The organism is Exiguobacterium sp. s149 (genome assembly GCF_018618395.1).
Lineage (GTDB): Bacteria > Bacillota > Bacilli > Exiguobacteriales > Exiguobacteriaceae > Exiguobacterium > Exiguobacterium chiriqhucha.
Genome location: NZ_JACSLZ010000001.1, coordinates 311,091 through 327,088, shown reverse-complemented (window position 1 = coordinate 327,088; position 15,998 = coordinate 311,091). Strand labels below are relative to the sequence as shown.

Sequence of the window (15,998 nt, the reverse complement as noted above, 5' to 3'; positions counted from 1 at the left end):
ATGAGACGCGACAGAAAAGTTACGGCCATCGGTGGCGGTACGGGCCTCTCAACGCTCGTACGGGGCTTGAAACACTATCCGCTCGATATCACGGCCATCGTCACGGTCGGGGACGACGGGGGCAGCTCGGGACGCCTCCGGGATGAGTTCCACATGTTACCGCCGGGCGATATCCGGAACGTCATCCTCGCCTTGTCCGAGGTCGAACCGCTCATGGACAAGATTCTGCAATATCGGTTCGACAGCGGCTTTGGGCTCGAAGGCCACTCGCTCGGCAACCTCATGCTGACGGCGGCGACGCACATCTGTGAAGGCTCGTTCGTCAAGGCGGTTGACGTCTTGTCGCAGCTGTTGAACGCCCAGGGCAAGGTGCTCCCGGTGACAGAGACGCTCATGACGCTCGCGGCCGAGTTCGAGGACGGGACGATCGTCAAAGGCGAATCGAAAATCCCGCTCGTCGAAAAACCGATTAAGCGCCTATTCTTGCTCGAAGAGGGCATCAAGCCAGCGGCAGGTGTCGTCGAGGCGATTGAGGACGCGGATTTGATCGTACTCGGACCAGGGAGCTTATATACGAGTATCATCCCGAACCTGTTGATTCCGGAAGTGCGCGATGCCATCGTCCGCTCCGGGAAGCCGGTCGTCTATATTTGCAACGTCATGACGCAACCGGGCGAGACGAAAGGGTACGACGCGATGAAGCATTTGAAATCGATTGAGGCGTATCTCGGCAAGTCGACGGTCGACACGATTGTCGTCAATAACGAGCCGATCGAGGACATCTACTTGGAGCGTTACCTCGAGGACGGCTCGGAAGAGGTCCGTTTCGATCGCAAGAAGCTTCGGAACTATGGCACGAACGTGCTCGCCGGTGACATCGTCGACTATAACCGCGATTACATCCGCCACGACTCGGACGCCATCGCCGGCCTCGTCATGCAGCGCGTGTTGCGCATCAAGAAACCACGCTCGTTCCAAGAGCTCGAGCTGAAATAAGTTGTGATTGAACAGAAAGGAGGGGACTGACATGAGCTTTGCCTCTGACGTCAAAAAAGAACTGACGCAACTCGTTGTGACCGATGCCGAGGCGAAAGCGGAACTGTCCGCGCTCGTCCGGATGAACGGGGTCATCTCGCTCGCCTTAGGGCGGGGGATGACGCTCGACGTCTCGACCGAGAACGCCGCCATCGCACGCCGAATCTATTCCCTCATGAAACGGCTGTACGACCATCATCTCGATTTGTTCGTACGGAAGAAAATGCGGTTGAAGAAGAACAACGTCTATATCGTCCGGGTCGCCCAGCGCGCCGAGACGATGTTGAAGGACCTCGAGATTCTCGGGGAGAACTACGAGATGATTCGGACGCTCAACTCGGATATGACGCGCGACGAGAATCTGGCCCGGGCGTATTTGCGCGGGGCGTTCCTCGCCGGCGGGTCGATCAATCATCCGAAGACGTCATCGTATCACCTCGAGGTGTACAGCCTGTACGAGAACCATAACCAGGCGCTCCGCGACCTCGCCAACCGCTTCGGCTTGAACGCGAAGACGCTCGAGCGGAAGAAAGGACATATCCTCTACATCAAAGAGAGCGAGAAAATCTCGGACTTCCTGAAACTTGTCGGGGCGACGCGCGGCATGCTCGACTTCGAGGACGCGCGCATCATCAAGGACATGCGCAACTCGGTCAACCGGCTCGTTAACTGTGAGACGGCGAACTTGAACAAGACCGTCGGGGCGGCACTCCGCCAAGTCGAGAACATCAAGTTCCTCGAGCGCACGGTCGGACTCGAAATCTTACCGGTCAAACTCCGGGAAATCGCCGAACTCCGAGTCACTCATCAAGACGTCTCGCTCCAAGAACTCGGCGAGATGCTCGAGACGGGACCAATCTCTAAGTCAGGAATCAACCACCGGCTCCGTAAAATCGACCAGATCGCGGACAAGGTGCGCAACGGTGAAGAAATCAGCTCATCGTGACGTTGGTTGCGCCAAAACCATTCTTCCTATATAATTAGCAATTGTGTATAGGACTTTAGAAATGTAACTTAAAGGAGCTTCATGATTATGTCGAATGCAAAGAAAAGAATCTCGCTCACGATTGACGCTGACTTAGACCAGGTCATCACGGAGCGTGCGAAACAAATCGGAATCCCGAAAAGTGCCCTCGTCACGTTCGCGACAAGCCTCTTCCTCAACCAATTACGGGCCGAAGAAGTATTGTCAGGCGACACGAATGCCATCTATCAGGTCATCCGTAAAGACTATGAACTGCTCACGAGCGTTGATAACTTAGACAAATAATTGCGAAAGGCTGACTCCGGTCAGCCTTTTTTGGTTGCATCCCGCCCTGAAATTTGGAATAGTGGTTATATTGAATTCGAATGGAGGTCGTTCCAATGGGGCAAATCTTGCTCATCCTAGTATTACAACTCGTCTATGTACCGGTGCTGACGCTTCGTACCATCATGCTCGTCAAAGGAAAAACGATGATTGCAGGGCTGTTCGGTACGCTTGAGACGCTTATCTATATCTTCGCGCTCGGCATCGTGTTCCAAGATTTGACGACGCTCGGGATGATCGTCTATGCGGTCGGCTTCGGGCTTGGGATTCTCGTCGGCGGTTACGTCGAGCGGAAGCTTGCGATCGGCTACAACATGATTCAAGTGCATACGCAAGAGTTCCCGGCCGAGCTCATCCAGAAGATGCGTGACAGCGGCTACGGGGTGACGCACTACCAAGGTCAGGGACGTGACGGCATCCGCTATCGTCTCGATGTCTTGGCAGCGCGGACACGGATGAAAGATTTGCGCCAAATGGTCGAGGAGTATGAACCGAAAGCGTTCCTCGTTGCTTTCGATCCAATCGACTTCAAAGGCGGCTATATGATGAAAGGGCTCCGACGCCCGAAATGAACAGGACGACTCACGGAAGTGGGTCGTTTTTTCGTGGAACGGGGAATAGACGTACAAAGGGGATGAGCGGGTTGAGACGAAAAGGATTATGGATTGTCGTGATTGGGTTGCTCGTGGTCGGCGGGATTTTATATGCCACCTCGTTTTGGAAGTCGGAGTCGTCACTGAAACCACCGCTCCCGACGGTCCGGGTCGGAACCGTGACCGCGGAAGTGAAACAGTCGACATTCTGTTGGTCGGATGGGGGTGAGGCGGTATGCGAGGACCATGCTCTGCCGGAGGTGGACGACCTACAGCTCGTACCGGTCGAAGCAGGTGCCGAGATTGATGTCGAGTTCCACGCCGAGCCGTCGAACGCTTCGTTCCATCAAATCGTCGATGGGGAACTTGTCCCAGCTGAACCGGTCGTGCCAGACGAGCCGGGCGTTTATGTATTCGAGACGGGCGGGGATTGGCCGCAAGGCGATAGCCGCTATGTATTCGGGGTCGAGGTCAAAGAATAAAGATGTTGACCTGTCCGCTACGGCCGGCTTTATGATAAACGAGAAGGGGGGACGCCAATGATTCAAATCGGAAAAGTGGTCCATCTAACGGGGTTGTCCACTAAAGCAATAAAATGGTATGAAGCAAAAGGACTTGTCCAACCGACTCGTTTAGAGAATCAGTATCGGTTATACGGGATGGAAGAAATAAGGCGCCTGAACGAAATCAAGTTACTACGTCAAATGGGCATCTCGCTCGAACAAATTCAAGCGGCAGAAAGTGTGAGCGGGTTACTCGACAGCAGACTTGACGAGGTTCAACGTGAGATCGAGGCGTTGCGACAAGTCGAGCAACAAATTAAATGGATGCAAACAGGGGGAGATTCAATGAAAGTACGTTATGAGAAGTGGGACCAACCGAAAATCGTAAACGGCTATGTATCCGAACTCACCAAAATCCCATTCGTTTGGGAAAAACTGCAACCAGAGCTGACAACAGACGAATCATATGGCGTCTGTTTAGCGAAAGAAGAAGCCTATTTAGCAGGGATGACTAATCCTGTGACAGGTAAAGACGGAAGACAGGTTGAACTGTCGGCAGGACGGTATCTTGTCGCCACGGTCGAAGGGGGAATTCCAGCTATCCCTACGACATATAATCAACTTCTAGCATTGCCGGATGTAACGTTGCGAGATGCACTCGATTTTGAGCGCTATATTCATGGACAAGACGGAGCCGACGACTTGATTGAAATTTGGTTGCCCGTCCAATAACAAAGAAGTGCCTTTCCCGAAGTCGGGAAAGGCACTTTTGGATTAACGCGTCATGACTTTGTCGATGAGACCGTAGTCTTTCGCTTGTTCAGCTGACATGAAGTAGTCGCGCTCTGTGTCGCGCTCGATGACTTCAAGCGGCTGGCCAGTGTTGTCGGCCATGATTTGGTTCAATTTCTCACGCATCTTGATAATGCGCTCGGCATGGATTTTGATATCCGATGCTTGACCTTGCGTACCGCCGAGCGGTTGGTGAATCATGATCTCCGCGTTCGGAAGCGCGAAGCGTTTACCTTTTTCACCGGCTTGGAGCAAGAAGGCACCCATCGATGCGGCCATTCCGATACAAATCGTCGACACGTTCGGCTTGATGAAGTTCATCGTGTCATAAATCGCCATTCCGGAAGTGATCGAACCACCCGGGCTGTTGATGTAAAGTGAGATGTCCTTATCTGGGTCCTCGGCTGCAAGGAAGAGCAGCTGGGCGACAATCGAGTTGGCGACGTTGTCGTCGATCGCACTTCCGAGCAAGATGATGCGGTCCTTGAGCAAGCGTGAGTAAATATCGTACGCGCGTTCCCCGCGACCTGTTTGTTCGATAACTGTTGGAATTAACATTGAATCTGCCTCCTTTATGTAGGTTGTAAACTTATCATACCGCTATAGTCAATGTTGGTCAAACGATAGTCATCGTTTTTGACCTATTCCACGGTTTGACGATTCTAAAACGACAAAAGAGGCCAGGCATCTGCCTGACCTCTTGCTATGATACACCCGGAGAGATTCGAACTCCCGACACCTGGCACCGGAAACCAGTGCTCTATCCCCTGAGCTACGGGTGCATGTTCTCTGACACGATTTATTATACATTTGTTTTTTTAAAAAAGCAATCCTGTTCGACTCACTTTTTTTCGAGCACGATTTCGCGCTGTTCGCTACAATAGGAAGCGAGAGGGGTGTGACCGATGCAACGGCAAGAACAGCAACAACTTCAGACACAACAGCTGACCCAGGACATGGTTCGGCGGCTGCCGATTCTCGAGGCGGACCGGACCGCGATCGCCTTTCAGCTCGGCCGGTTGGCCCGACGCAATCCATGCATCGCCACGGGGAGCGGTGCGGTCGAATGGGTAGCCGATACGGCGAGCGGGTTCGAGGAGCGATTGTTCGAGCAAATCGAGGAAGGGAGCGGGACTGAGGCCCAGCGTGCGCTCCAGAAACGGCTCGTCCTCGCGCTCGACCATCGTGGTCTGCTACCGGAGAGCGACTTCGTGCTCGCTCATCGTTTCGAGGTCGATGTGGCGGACATTGAGGCGGCGCGCCAAGCGCTCTTGTTTCTAGAACCGACAGGGATTGGGGCGAAGAATGAGCACGACTGCCAATACCGGCATGCGATTGAACATGACGACCCATTCGTCTTGGACGTGTTCGAGGCGCTCGACGCGAACCTTGATGACATCCCGGGACGACTCGACATCTCGGTTGCCGAGTACGAACGGGTGACGCGTATCGTAGCGACGCTCCGGAAGACGCCATTATTATATGAAGGAACCGAACACGTCGTCCCGGAACTTGAAGTCGTCCGTCGTGACGGCGAACTCGTGACGACATGGTTCAGCCCGACGCTCGATGCGGCTCGAATAGGGGACGACCGCGAGGCGAAATGGTGGCACGAGACGCTCGAGATGCGGAACGCGACGCTTCGATTGGTATGGGCCGTCATCGCCGAACGCCAACGCGATTGGTTGGACGGGAAGCTCATCTTGCACCCGTTGACGCGAAAAGAAGTCGCCGAACAGATCGGCAAGCACGAATCGACCGTCGGCCGGGCGATTCAAGGCAAGTATGTGACGACCGAAGGCGGCGTGATGGCATGGCGTCACTTTTTCGTCCGGGCGACGCATGGGCAATCGCCGTTCATGGTGAAGAAGGCGCTCGCCGAACTAATTCAACAAGAGACGTCGCCGCTGAGCGATGCCGCACTCATGCGCGAGCTGGCCCGGCTCGGCTATACGGTGACACGACGGACCGTGGCGAACTATCGGGAGGCGCTCGGTTTTGGAAACTCGCGGGAGCGGGAACGACAACTATGGAAAGGAGGGGACTGACATGGTCCTGACGTTATACCGCCGCGCCAACTGTTCGCTTTGTGAGGAGGCGCTCGTCATGCTCGAATGGCTCATGGAAGACTATCCGTTTGAGCTCGAGCAGATTGACATCACCGGCAACGAAGAACTCGAGGCGAAGTACTTGTTTGAGATCCCTGTCGTCTTACACGAGGGGCGTGTCATTAGTCAAGGTCGATATGATGACAGTAAAGTTGAAGATTTTGTTAAGTATACGCTTACACCGAAAAAAAACGTTTGAAGGGGTTGCAAGACGGAAAGGTGATTGATAAGATGAAGTCGTAGCGGTGGGACGCAAATATAAAAGTGGGACAAAAATTGTCCATGCTTTAAGTCGAGGGGGAATGAGTATGATCCAGCAGCTGATTCAAGTTCAGAAGCAAATCGTTCCCGACATGCTCGATACGCTCCGACATCGTTACGATATCTTACATTATGTCCGTTTGATGCAGCCGATCGGCCGCAGGACATTGGCAACAAGCCTCGGACTGACGGAACGAATCCTAAGACGAGAAGTTGACTTTTTGAAAGACCAAGGTCTATTGATGGTCGCTACTCAAGGTATTTCCCTTACGGAATCGGGCCGAAACGTTCTCCGGGACTTGCACGAGGTCATGGGAGAGATTCTAGGCATCTCGGAAGTCGCACGAGAACTCGAGCGCAAACTAGGCGTTCGCCAAGTCGTTATCGTACCGGGTGATTCCGACGAGACGTTCTGGGTCCAGCGAGATATCGGTCGGGCCGCCGTCACGCAACTGAAAGCGAGACTGGCACCGGACGACAATATCATCGCGGTCACAGGCGGGACGACGATGGCATCGGTTGCGGCCATGATGTCGCCCGATAAAAAAGAACGGCCGATGCATTTCGTGCCAGCACGCGGCGGACTCGGAGAGACGCTCGAGTTACAGGCGAACACCGTCTGTTCTCGAATGGCCGACCGGGCCCATGCCGACTATCATTTACTCCACATTCCGGACGAGGTTTCGCAAGAGACGTTCGAGCGGATGGTGGAGGAACCTAGCATTAAAAATGTACTGGAAATGATTAGAGCGGCGCGAATTGTGGTACATGGAATTGGTGAGGCGGAAACGATGGCGAAACGCCGTCACGCGTCACCAGAGCATTTGCGGATGATCGAACGGCACGATGCCGTCGCCGAAGCGTTCGGATATTATTTCAACGCGGAAGGTGAAATCGTGCACCGGGTCAAGACGGTCGGGATCCAATTGGAGGAGCTCGACGATATGGACACGGTCATCGCTGTCGCCGGAGGGAAATCAAAGGCACAGGCGATCGCCGCATATGCGAAACACACGCCGAACATCATCCTCGTCACAGACGAAGGTGCGGCGACAGAATTATTAAATCGTTATTAAAGAGTTGACCCCCGTTGGCTCTTCAATAAATAGCTTCTACCCTAAGGAGGAAATTAACTATGGCAGTAAAAGTTGGTATTAACGGATTTGGACGTATTGGTCGTTTGGCATTCCGCGAGATCATCAAAAACGAAGGAATCGAAGTTGTTGCAATCAACGACTTGACTGACACGAAGATGCTTGCTCACCTTCTCAAGTACGACACGACTCAAGGTCGTTTTGACGGAGACGTTGAAGTACACGACGATCACTTCCTCGTAAACGGAGAGAAAGTCATCACACTTGCTAACCGTAACCCAGAAGAACTTCCATGGGGCGAGCTCGGTGTTGACATCGTACTCGAATGTACTGGATTCTTCACAGACAAAGAAAAAGCGGAGCTTCACTTGAAAGCTGGCGCGAAAAAAGTTGTCATCTCGGCTCCAGCTACAGGTGACATGAAAACTGTCGTTTATAACACAAACCACGACATCCTCGATGGTACAGAGACAGTAATCTCTGGTGCTTCATGTACGACAAACTGCTTGGCGCCAATGGCTAAAGTTCTCCAAGATCAGTTCGGAATCGTTGAAGGTCTCATGACAACGATCCACGCTTACACAGGCGACCAAAACACGCTTGACGCTCCACACCCGAAAGGCGACTTCCGTCGTGCGCGTGCGGCAGCAGCGAACATCGTACCGAACACAACTGGTGCGGCTAAAGCAATCGGCCTCGTTATCCCAGAACTTCAGGGTAAACTTGACGGTGCGGCACAACGTGTACCAGTTGCTACAGGTTCACTCACAGAGCTCGTAACAGTTCTTGAGAAAACTGTATCTGTTGACGAAATCAACGCAGCAATGAAAGCAGCAGCGAACGAGTCTTACGGTTACACTGAAGACGAAATCGTATCTTCTGACATCGTCGGAATCACTTACGGTTCACTCTTCGATGCTACGCAAACTAAAGTAATGACAGTTGGCGACAAGCAACTCGTTAAGACAGTTTCTTGGTACGACAACGAAATGTCTTACACTGCACAATTGGTTCGCACACTCAAGCACTTCGCTGAAATCGCGAAGTAAGTTCGTGAACTAAATAGAATCAAATAGGAGCGGAAACAAGAGATTGTTCTCCGCTCTATTTATGAAATTGACACGCACGACATATGGAGGCGAAGGTTATGAACAAACAGTCTATTCGTGACATCGATGTAAAAGGGAAACGCGTCTTTTGCCGCGTTGACTTCAACGTTCCACTCAAAGATGGCGTCATTCAAGATGAAACGCGGATTCAAGCGGCACTCCCAACGATCAAGCACTTGATCGACGGCGGCGCGAAAGTCGTTTTGGCGAGCCACCTCGGCCGTCCAAAAGGCGAGAAGAACCTCGAGTTCTCACTCGCACCGGTCGCTACACGTCTCGCTGAACTTCTCGGCAAAGAAGTACCCCTCGTCGAAGAGGCGTACGGTCCAGTCGCAGAAGAAGCCGTTTCAAAACTTGGTGAAGGTGACGTCGTCGTTCTCGAGAACGTCCGTTTCTACCCTGGTGAAACGAAAAACGATCCAGAACTCGCGAAAGGTTTCGCGGCACTCGCTGATATCTTCGTCAACGACGCGTTCGGTGCGGCTCACCGTGCCCACGCTTCGACAGAAGGCATCGCGCACCACGTCGACCACGCGGTTGCTGGTTTCTTGATGGAGAAAGAACTTGAAGTCCTCGGCAAGGCACTCTCGAATCCTGACCGTCCGTTCACGGCGATTATCGGCGGATCGAAAGTTGCTGACAAGATTGGGGTCATCGACCACCTTCTTGACATCGTGGATACACTCATCATCGGTGGCGGTCTCTCGTACACGTTCTCGAAAGCACTCGGGCACGAAGTAGGGACATCACTCCTTGAAGAAGACAAGCTCGACCTCGCTCGTCAGTTCATGAAAAAAGCAGAAGACAAAGGCGTGAAATTCTTGATGCCAGTCGACTGTGTCATCACGAAAGAATTCGGCGAAGAGACATACGTCGGACCAGTCGATATCGACTCGATCCCAGCGGATCACATGGGTCTTGATATCGGACCGAAGACAGTCGAACTTTACGCGGCAGCGATTCGCGAATCGAAACTTGTCGTTTGGAACGGACCGATGGGCGTATTCGAACTTGATAAGTACGCCAACGGAACGAAAGGTGTCGCTCAAGCACTTGCAGATAGCGATGCATATTCAATCATCGGTGGTGGGGATTCAGCGGCAGCAGCAGCCAAGTTTGGCCTTGCTGACCAAATGAGCCACATTTCAACTGGTGGCGGCGCTTCACTCGAATTCATGGAAGGCAAGAAACTTCCAGGCGTCGAAGCGTTGAACGACAAGTAAAACAGAGGAGGGTTATCGATGCGTAAACCGATTATTGCAGGTAACTGGAAAATGAACAAAACACTCTCGGAAGCCGTCGCTTTCGTAGAGGAAGTTAAAAACAATATCCCGTCAACGGACAAAGTTGACGCGGCGATTGGTGCACCAGCAGTATTCTTGGCCCCAATGGTAGAAGCGGCTAAAGGATCGAACTTGAAACTCAGTGCACAAAACATGTACGACAAAGACAGCGGGGCATACACAGGCGAAATCAGCCCGGCCATGGTCGCTGACCTCGGCGTGACATATGTCATCCTTGGACACTCAGAGCGTCGCGAATATTTCGGCGAATCAGATGCGTTCATCAACAGCAAAACGAAAAAAGCGTTCGAACACGGTCTTACGCCAATCGTTTGTGTCGGTGAGACATTGGAAGAGCGTGAAGGCGGCAAGTTCGAAGACGTCATCAAGACGCAAGTCGAAGGTGGCCTCGCGGACCTCTCTGCTGACCAAGTCAAACAACTCGTCATCGCGTACGAGCCAGTTTGGGCAATCGGCACTGGTAAATCAGCGGACGAAGCAGACGCGCAAAGCTCATGCAAATATGTTCGTGACGTGGTAAAAGGTCTTTACGGTGAAGACGTGGCGGCTGCGGTTCGCATCCAATACGGCGGTTCTGTAAAACCTGAGAACATCAAGGAGTATATGGCACAAGAAGACATCGACGGCGCGCTCGTCGGCGGTGCTTCACTTGAAGCTGCTTCGTTCCTCAAGTTGTTGGAGGCGATTTAAATGGCAAGACCAGTCGCCCTCATCATCTTAGATGGTTTTGGAATGCGGAACGAGACGTTCGGTAACGCGGTCGCTGCGGCGAACAAACCGAACTTCGACCGCTTCTGGGAGCAGTATCCACATACGCTCTTGAACGCGAAAGGCGAGTACGTCGGCCTTCCGGAAGGACAGATGGGGAACTCGGAAGTCGGTCACTTGAATATCGGTGCCGGCCGGGTCGTCTATCAGTCACTTTCACGCGTCAACAACGCCATCAAAGACCGTTCACTCTTCGACCGCCAAGCGATGAATCACTTGGCCGGACATGTGAAAAAGTATGACTCGAGTCTCCACATCATGGGCCTCGTCTCAGACGGTGGGATTCACTCACACATCAACCACATGTACGCCATCGTCGAGTTCGCGAAACTCCACGGCATCGAAAAAGTTTACATTCACGCTTTCACGGACGGCCGTGACTGTGATCCGAAATCAGGCGCTGGCTTCCTCGAACAGACAGAAGCGAAGCTCGCTGAACTCGGACTCGGTCAAGTCGCTAGCGTGTCTGGACGTTACTATGCCATGGACCGCGACAACCGTTGGGAACGCGTCGAGAAAGTATACGACGTGCTCGTCAACGCGAAAGGCGAAGTCGGTACGAATGCAGTCGACGTTCTTAAACAGTCATATGCAGACGGCTTGACGGATGAATTCGTTCTTCCGACGGTCATCGAGAAAGACGGTCAACCGATTGCGACGATTAAAGACAACGACGCAATCATGTTCTTCAACTTCCGTCCGGACCGGGCGATTGAACTGGCGAAAGTGTTCAAAGAGAAGACCGGCTTCAAAGGCTTCGAACTTTCGAGCGCACATCCAGAGAACATCTTGCTCGTCTCGATGACAAAATTCTCGGATGAAATCGACACGGACATCGTCTTCCCACCAGAAGATTTGAAAAACACGCTCGGTGAGACTCTCGCCGCGCAAGGGTACAAACAGCTCCGCGCTGCGGAAACTGAGAAATACCCGCACGTCACGTTCTTCTTGAACGGACAACAAGAAACACCGTTCGAAGGTGAAGATCGTTTCCTCGTACCGTCACCGAAAGTGGCGACGTACGACTTGAAGCCAGAAATGAGCGCATACGAGCTCACGGAAGGTCTTCTCGAACGCATCGAATCGGACACGTATGACACGTATATCATCAACTACGCGAACCCGGACATGGTCGGCCATTCCGGTATGCTCGAACCGACGAAGAAAGCTGTCGAAGTCGTCGACGAATGCCTCGGTAAAGTAGTGGACGCACTCATTGCCAAAGGCGGCGCGGCGATCATCACGGCGGACCACGGGAACGCTGACCTTGTCACGAACCCGGACGGCTCACCGATGACGGCCCACACGACGGAACCAGTACCATGTATCGTCACGAAAGAAGGGGTGGAACTGAAACCAGTTCTAGAAGGCGCCTTGTGCGACCTCGCCCCGACGCTCCTTCACCTTCTCGGTGGAGAGCAACCGGCAGAAATGACCGGCACATCAATCGTCACGAAGTAACTCAAAAAACTTTCCAAACAAAAAGGAGCGAATTTTCATGTCAATGATTACAGAAATTTACGCACGCGAGATTTTGGATTCACGCGGTAACCCAACAATCGAAGTAGAAGTCTTCACAGAAGACGGCGGTTTCGGCCGTGCCCTCGTCCCATCAGGCGCATCAACTGGTGAGCACGAAGCAGTTGAACTCCGTGATGGCGACAAGTCACGTTACCTTGGTAAAGGCGTACTCAAAGCCGTTGCTAACGTAAACGACACAATCGCACCAGAACTCATCGGCTACGATGTATTCGACCAAAACGCACTCGATAAGAAAATGATCGAGCTCGACGGTACGAAAAACAAAGGTAAACTCGGCGCAAACGCGATCCTTGGTGTCTCTATGGCAGCAGCACACGCAGCAGCAGACGAGCTCGGCCTTCCACTTTACACGTACCTCGGTGGATTCAATGCGAAGACGCTTCCAACTCCAATGATGAACATCATCAACGGTGGTTCGCACGCTGACAACAACGTTGACTTCCAAGAGTTCATGATCATGCCTGTTGGCGCGCCAACGTTCCGCGAAGCGCTCCGCATGGGTGCAGAAGTATTCCACGCCCTCAAATCAGTTCTTTCTGGTATGGGTCTTAACACAGCTGTCGGTGACGAAGGTGGTTTCGCACCAAACCTTAAGTCTAACGAAGAAGCGATCACAGTTATCCTTGAAGCGATCGAAAAAGCTGGTTACAAAGCTGGCGAAGACATCTACCTCGCAATGGACGTTGCGTCTTCTGAGTTCTACGACAAGTCAACTGGCAAGTACGAACTCGCTGGCGAAGGCAAGTCTATGACAACTGCTGAGCTCGTAGACTTCTACGCTGAGCTCGTAAGCAAGTACCCAATCATCTCAATCGAAGACGGTTGCGACGAAAACGACTGGGACGGCTTCAAATTGCTCACTGACAAAATCGGTGACAAAGTTCAGCTCGTAGGGGATGACCTCTTCGTAACGAACACTGAGAAATTGGCTGAAGGTATCGAAAAAGGAATCTCGAACTCGATCCTCATCAAAGTTAACCAAATCGGTACGCTCACAGAAACATTCGACGCGATCGAAATGGCTAAAAAAGCTGGCTACACAGCTGTTATCTCACACCGTTCTGGTGAAACAGAAGATGCGACGATCGCGGACATCGCTGTTGCGACAAATGCTGGTCAAATCAAAACTGGTTCGCTCTCGCGTACAGACCGTATCGCGAAGTACAACCAACTTCTCCGCATCGAAGACATGCTCGGCGATGTAGCGAAATACGACGGTATCAAGTCGTTCTACAACCTCAAAAAATAATTGATTGTTTCAGGTCCGCCTCGTGCGGGCCTGTTTTTTTTGTTGGTGGATCAGACGTTCATCAGACGGTGGGACGCTTTCCTGGGGTGATGCGGATGCCTCCGCAGCGCATGCGCGCTTTACGGGGTCATCCTTGCATCACTCTCCCCAAGGAGTCGCCCACCGTCTGATTCAGTCGCGCGCCAATCTATCGTCTTGCAGGATTCGACAATGGGTGTATGTATATTCCGAGATTCGCCTGTCCGCGCGGCAGCGATGCTTTCTGCAGGGAATCTACAGTGCCGCTTGGACGGGGCGCGAACGCTCCGTGTCGAGGCTCATGGTCATCGGTACCCCTTGTTGCGGTATACTGAACGTGACTGATGAAGAGTAGGGGGGATTAGATGGACCGATCAAATGAGCAAGAGGAGAGATTGCATGGCGGGAACGTGTCGACCGTCTATAAAAAAGGGAATCATGTCTATCGTACATTGAAAGACGGCAGTGAACACATCCATCGATTGTTAACGCACTTAGAGGCGAAGGGGATATCGGGCGTGCCGCGATTTGTCGGAGTGGATGAACAGGGCCGAGAGGTGTTGACGTATCTCGAAGGCGAGACGGCCGATTATCCGTTGAAAGCCTACATGTGGTCAGATGAGGCGATTCAAGACGCCGCTCGATTGATGCGCCGGCTGCATGACGCGACGGCGGATGTCGCATGGCCATCGGACTGGCAACCGCTCGACGATACGCCAGAACCGTTTGACGTGATTTGCCACAACGACTTTGCCGTCTACAATACGATTTTCCATGACGGCAAAATGGAAGGGGTCATCGACTTTGATTTGGCGGCACCTGGACCACGTGCCTGGGATATCGTCTACGCGCTCTATACGTTCGTTCCGCTCAGCCGGCGTCATCAAGCCGAGTCGGGAGAGGTCGTCCACTATGAGGCGGAGCGCGATGATGTGAGATACAAACGACGAGTCGCGCTCTTCTTAGAAGCGTACGGCTGGGAAGGTTCGACATCGGAGTTGTTGGACATGCTGCTATTGCGGATTGAGGCGCTCTATCGGTTAATCGAACGAAACGCCTCAGAAGGGGACGTCGCTTTCCAAACGATGATGGATGAAGGGCACCACACGCATTATCAAGAAGAATATCGTTTTATCGAGGGGCATGGACGGAAGTGGTTCTAAGAAAGGTTTGAGCCGAACGCTTGTCGAGTGCTCATTCCGGGAATAGAAGAGTGTAGGTGAAAGGAGGCGTTCGTCATGATGATCAGCGGTTTTCTCCTTCTTCTCATTGCGCTCGGTGTCGGTGGTTGGTTCCTGTATAAGTATATGGACGACCGGAAATGGTCGTGACGTATGTCACGGCCGTTTTTTTGTGTGCGTGAACGCTAGGAAATTGGGTATAATCATCAGATACAGCATAAAAAAGGAGAGACGTCCATGACACGCGTACGGAAAGCCATCATCCCGGCCGCCGGGCTCGGCACCCGCTTCTTGCCGGCGACGAAAGCGATGCCGAAAGAGATGCTCCCGATCGTCAACAAACCGACGATCCAATTTATCGTGGAAGAAGCCGTCGCTTCCGGCATCGAGGACATCATCATCGTGACCGGGAAGAACAAGCGCGCCATCGAGGACCATTTCGACCGGGCCATCGAGCTCGAACAGAACCTTGAGTCAAAAGGCAAGACCGAGCTCCTCGAGTCGGTGCGCCACTCTTCGAACCTCGCCAACATCCACTACATACGGCAACAGGAGCCGAAAGGGCTCGGCCACGCGATTTGGTGTGCCCGCAAGTTCATCGGCGACGAACCGTTCGCCGTCCTGCTCGGGGACGACATCATCGAGGCGGACGTGCCGGCGACGAAGCAATTGATTGACCAGTACGAGCAGTATGAGCGTTCGATTATCGGGGTACAGCGCGTCCCGTATGAAATGACGAATCGATATGGTATAATTGACCCGCTTGCCGTCGAAGGGAAGCTGATCCCGGTCCGGACGTTCGTTGAGAAACCGGCCGTCGGTGAAGCCCCATCGAACCTCGCCATCCTCGGCCGCTACATTTTGACGCCGGACGTCTTCGAGGCGTTGTCGGCGCAAGAAATCGGGACGGGCGGCGAGATCCAACTGACGGACGCCATCGCCCGCTTGAGCGAGGTGGAGACCGTCTTCGCCTATGAGTTTGACGGGCGTCGCTATGACGTTGGGGAACCGATCGGCTTCATCGAAGCGACGATTGCCCACGCGCTCTGCGACCCAGATTTAAAAGCCAACGTCCACACGCTCTTGAAGCGCTTCGTGGACGAACTCGAACAACAGTAAGGTGTGTTATTTT

17 protein-coding genes and 1 tRNA gene are annotated in these 15,998 nt (G+C 53.0%); 16 read left to right on the top strand and 2 right to left on the bottom strand.

What is annotated here, in order from left to right:
- The 6 genes from KNP81_RS01635 to KNP81_RS01610 all read left to right on the top strand — a co-directional run bounded on the left by KNP81_RS01635 (window position 1) and on the right by KNP81_RS01610 (window position 4,172).
- Window positions 1–996, top strand: coding sequence for a gluconeogenesis factor YvcK family protein (locus tag KNP81_RS01635; RefSeq protein ID WP_214717742.1), 996 nt, complete (start codon window positions 1–3; stop codon window positions 994–996).
- A 31-nt stretch (window positions 997–1,027) separates the two neighbouring features.
- Complete coding sequence (gene whiA / locus KNP81_RS01630) at window positions 1,028–1,981, top strand: DNA-binding protein WhiA (RefSeq protein ID WP_021065438.1); 954 nt, start codon at window positions 1,028–1,030, stop codon at window positions 1,979–1,981.
- Window positions 1,982–2,068: 87 nt separating this feature from the next.
- Complete coding sequence (locus tag KNP81_RS01625; RefSeq protein ID WP_021065439.1) at window positions 2,069–2,305, top strand: hypothetical protein; 237 nt, start codon at window positions 2,069–2,071, stop codon at window positions 2,303–2,305.
- Window positions 2,306–2,400: 95 nt separating this feature from the next.
- On the top strand, window positions 2,401–2,916 hold the full coding sequence (locus KNP81_RS01620; RefSeq protein WP_021065440.1) for a DUF2179 domain-containing protein: 516 nt from the start codon (window positions 2,401–2,403) through the stop codon (window positions 2,914–2,916).
- A 62-nt stretch (window positions 2,917–2,978) separates the two neighbouring features.
- Entirely contained in the window at window positions 2,979–3,419 is a 441-nt protein-coding gene (locus tag KNP81_RS01615; protein WP_214717740.1) for a hypothetical protein, read from the top strand.
- Between the two features lie 57 nt (window positions 3,420–3,476).
- The gene (locus tag KNP81_RS01610) at window positions 3,477–4,172 is read left to right on the top strand and encodes a MerR family transcriptional regulator (RefSeq protein WP_214717738.1); all 696 of its coding nucleotides are present in this window, start codon (window positions 3,477–3,479) and stop codon (window positions 4,170–4,172) included.
- 42 nt (window positions 4,173–4,214) lie between these two features.
- Here the strand turns inward: KNP81_RS01610 and clpP are convergent, their stop codons facing one another.
- A complete protein-coding gene (clpP, locus tag KNP81_RS01605; protein WP_138859072.1) occupies window positions 4,215–4,790 on the bottom strand; it encodes an ATP-dependent Clp endopeptidase proteolytic subunit ClpP in 576 nt (191 codons plus the stop codon).
- 151 nt (window positions 4,791–4,941) lie between these two features.
- Window positions 4,942–5,014, bottom strand: a tRNA-Arg gene (locus tag KNP81_RS01600).
- Window positions 5,015–5,137: 123 nt separating this feature from the next.
- Between KNP81_RS01600 and KNP81_RS01595 the strand changes: the two genes are divergently transcribed.
- From KNP81_RS01595 to galU, 10 genes are all read left to right on the top strand, one after another.
- Window positions 5,138–6,280 (top strand): RNA polymerase factor sigma-54, encoded by a 1,143-nt coding sequence (locus KNP81_RS01595; protein ID WP_214717735.1) that lies wholly within the window; start codon window positions 5,138–5,140, stop codon window positions 6,278–6,280.
- Between the two features lies 1 nt (window position 6,281).
- Window positions 6,282–6,539 (top strand): glutaredoxin family protein, encoded by a 258-nt coding sequence (locus tag KNP81_RS01590; protein WP_214717733.1) that lies wholly within the window; start codon window positions 6,282–6,284, stop codon window positions 6,537–6,539.
- Window positions 6,540–6,651: 112 nt separating this feature from the next.
- Window positions 6,652–7,677, top strand: a complete 1,026-nt coding sequence (locus tag KNP81_RS01585; protein ID WP_034780023.1) for a sugar-binding transcriptional regulator — start codon at window positions 6,652–6,654, stop codon at window positions 7,675–7,677.
- A 59-nt stretch (window positions 7,678–7,736) separates the two neighbouring features.
- A complete protein-coding gene (gene gap, locus KNP81_RS01580; RefSeq protein ID WP_214717731.1) occupies window positions 7,737–8,744 on the top strand; it encodes a type I glyceraldehyde-3-phosphate dehydrogenase in 1,008 nt (335 codons plus the stop codon).
- A gap of 98 nt (window positions 8,745–8,842) precedes the next feature.
- Complete coding sequence (locus KNP81_RS01575; protein ID WP_214717729.1) at window positions 8,843–10,027, top strand: phosphoglycerate kinase; 1,185 nt, start codon at window positions 8,843–8,845, stop codon at window positions 10,025–10,027.
- Between the two features lie 18 nt (window positions 10,028–10,045).
- A complete protein-coding gene (gene tpiA, locus KNP81_RS01570; RefSeq protein WP_131437841.1) occupies window positions 10,046–10,798 on the top strand; it encodes a triose-phosphate isomerase in 753 nt (250 codons plus the stop codon).
- Window positions 10,799–12,337 (top strand): 2,3-bisphosphoglycerate-independent phosphoglycerate mutase, encoded by a 1,539-nt coding sequence (gene gpmI, locus KNP81_RS01565; RefSeq protein ID WP_214717727.1) that lies wholly within the window; start codon window positions 10,799–10,801, stop codon window positions 12,335–12,337.
- Window positions 12,338–12,374: 37 nt separating this feature from the next.
- A complete protein-coding gene (gene eno / locus KNP81_RS01560) occupies window positions 12,375–13,667 on the top strand; it encodes a phosphopyruvate hydratase (RefSeq protein ID WP_021065450.1) in 1,293 nt (430 codons plus the stop codon).
- A 383-nt stretch (window positions 13,668–14,050) separates the two neighbouring features.
- Window positions 14,051–14,848, top strand: a complete 798-nt coding sequence (locus KNP81_RS01555; protein ID WP_214717725.1) for a phosphotransferase — start codon at window positions 14,051–14,053, stop codon at window positions 14,846–14,848.
- Between the two features lie 255 nt (window positions 14,849–15,103).
- A complete protein-coding gene (galU, locus tag KNP81_RS01550; protein WP_214717723.1) occupies window positions 15,104–15,985 on the top strand; it encodes a UTP--glucose-1-phosphate uridylyltransferase GalU in 882 nt (293 codons plus the stop codon).
- Window positions 15,986–15,998: the final 13 nt, after the last annotated feature.

What these genes read in the sequence shown, in the direction of transcription:
- KNP81_RS01635 (WP_214717742.1), top strand. Translation starts at nt 1, where the DNA reads ATGAGACGCGACAGAAAAGTTACGGCCATCGGTGGCGGTACGGGCCTC.
- whiA (WP_021065438.1), top strand. Translation starts at nt 1,028, where the DNA reads ATGAGCTTTGCCTCTGACGTCAAAAAAGAACTGACGCAACTCGTTGTG.
- KNP81_RS01625 (WP_021065439.1), top strand. Translation starts at nt 2,069, where the DNA reads ATGTCGAATGCAAAGAAAAGAATCTCGCTCACGATTGACGCTGACTTA.
- KNP81_RS01620 (WP_021065440.1), top strand. Translation starts at nt 2,401, where the DNA reads ATGGGGCAAATCTTGCTCATCCTAGTATTACAACTCGTCTATGTACCG.
- KNP81_RS01615 (WP_214717740.1), top strand. Translation starts at nt 2,979, where the DNA reads ATGAGCGGGTTGAGACGAAAAGGATTATGGATTGTCGTGATTGGGTTG.
- KNP81_RS01610 (WP_214717738.1), top strand. Translation starts at nt 3,477, where the DNA reads ATGATTCAAATCGGAAAAGTGGTCCATCTAACGGGGTTGTCCACTAAA.
- clpP (WP_138859072.1), bottom strand. Translation starts at nt 4,790, where the DNA reads ATGTTAATTCCAACAGTTATCGAACAAACAGGTCGCGGGGAACGCGCG.
- KNP81_RS01595 (WP_214717735.1), top strand. Translation starts at nt 5,138, where the DNA reads ATGCAACGGCAAGAACAGCAACAACTTCAGACACAACAGCTGACCCAG.
- KNP81_RS01590 (WP_214717733.1), top strand. Translation starts at nt 6,282, where the DNA reads ATGGTCCTGACGTTATACCGCCGCGCCAACTGTTCGCTTTGTGAGGAG.
- gap (WP_214717731.1), top strand. Translation starts at nt 7,737, where the DNA reads ATGGCAGTAAAAGTTGGTATTAACGGATTTGGACGTATTGGTCGTTTG.
- KNP81_RS01575 (WP_214717729.1), top strand. Translation starts at nt 8,843, where the DNA reads ATGAACAAACAGTCTATTCGTGACATCGATGTAAAAGGGAAACGCGTC.
- tpiA (WP_131437841.1), top strand. Translation starts at nt 10,046, where the DNA reads ATGCGTAAACCGATTATTGCAGGTAACTGGAAAATGAACAAAACACTC.
- gpmI (WP_214717727.1), top strand. Translation starts at nt 10,799, where the DNA reads ATGGCAAGACCAGTCGCCCTCATCATCTTAGATGGTTTTGGAATGCGG.
- eno (WP_021065450.1), top strand. Translation starts at nt 12,375, where the DNA reads ATGTCAATGATTACAGAAATTTACGCACGCGAGATTTTGGATTCACGC.
- KNP81_RS01555 (WP_214717725.1), top strand. Translation starts at nt 14,051, where the DNA reads ATGGACCGATCAAATGAGCAAGAGGAGAGATTGCATGGCGGGAACGTG.
- galU (WP_214717723.1), top strand. Translation starts at nt 15,104, where the DNA reads ATGACACGCGTACGGAAAGCCATCATCCCGGCCGCCGGGCTCGGCACC.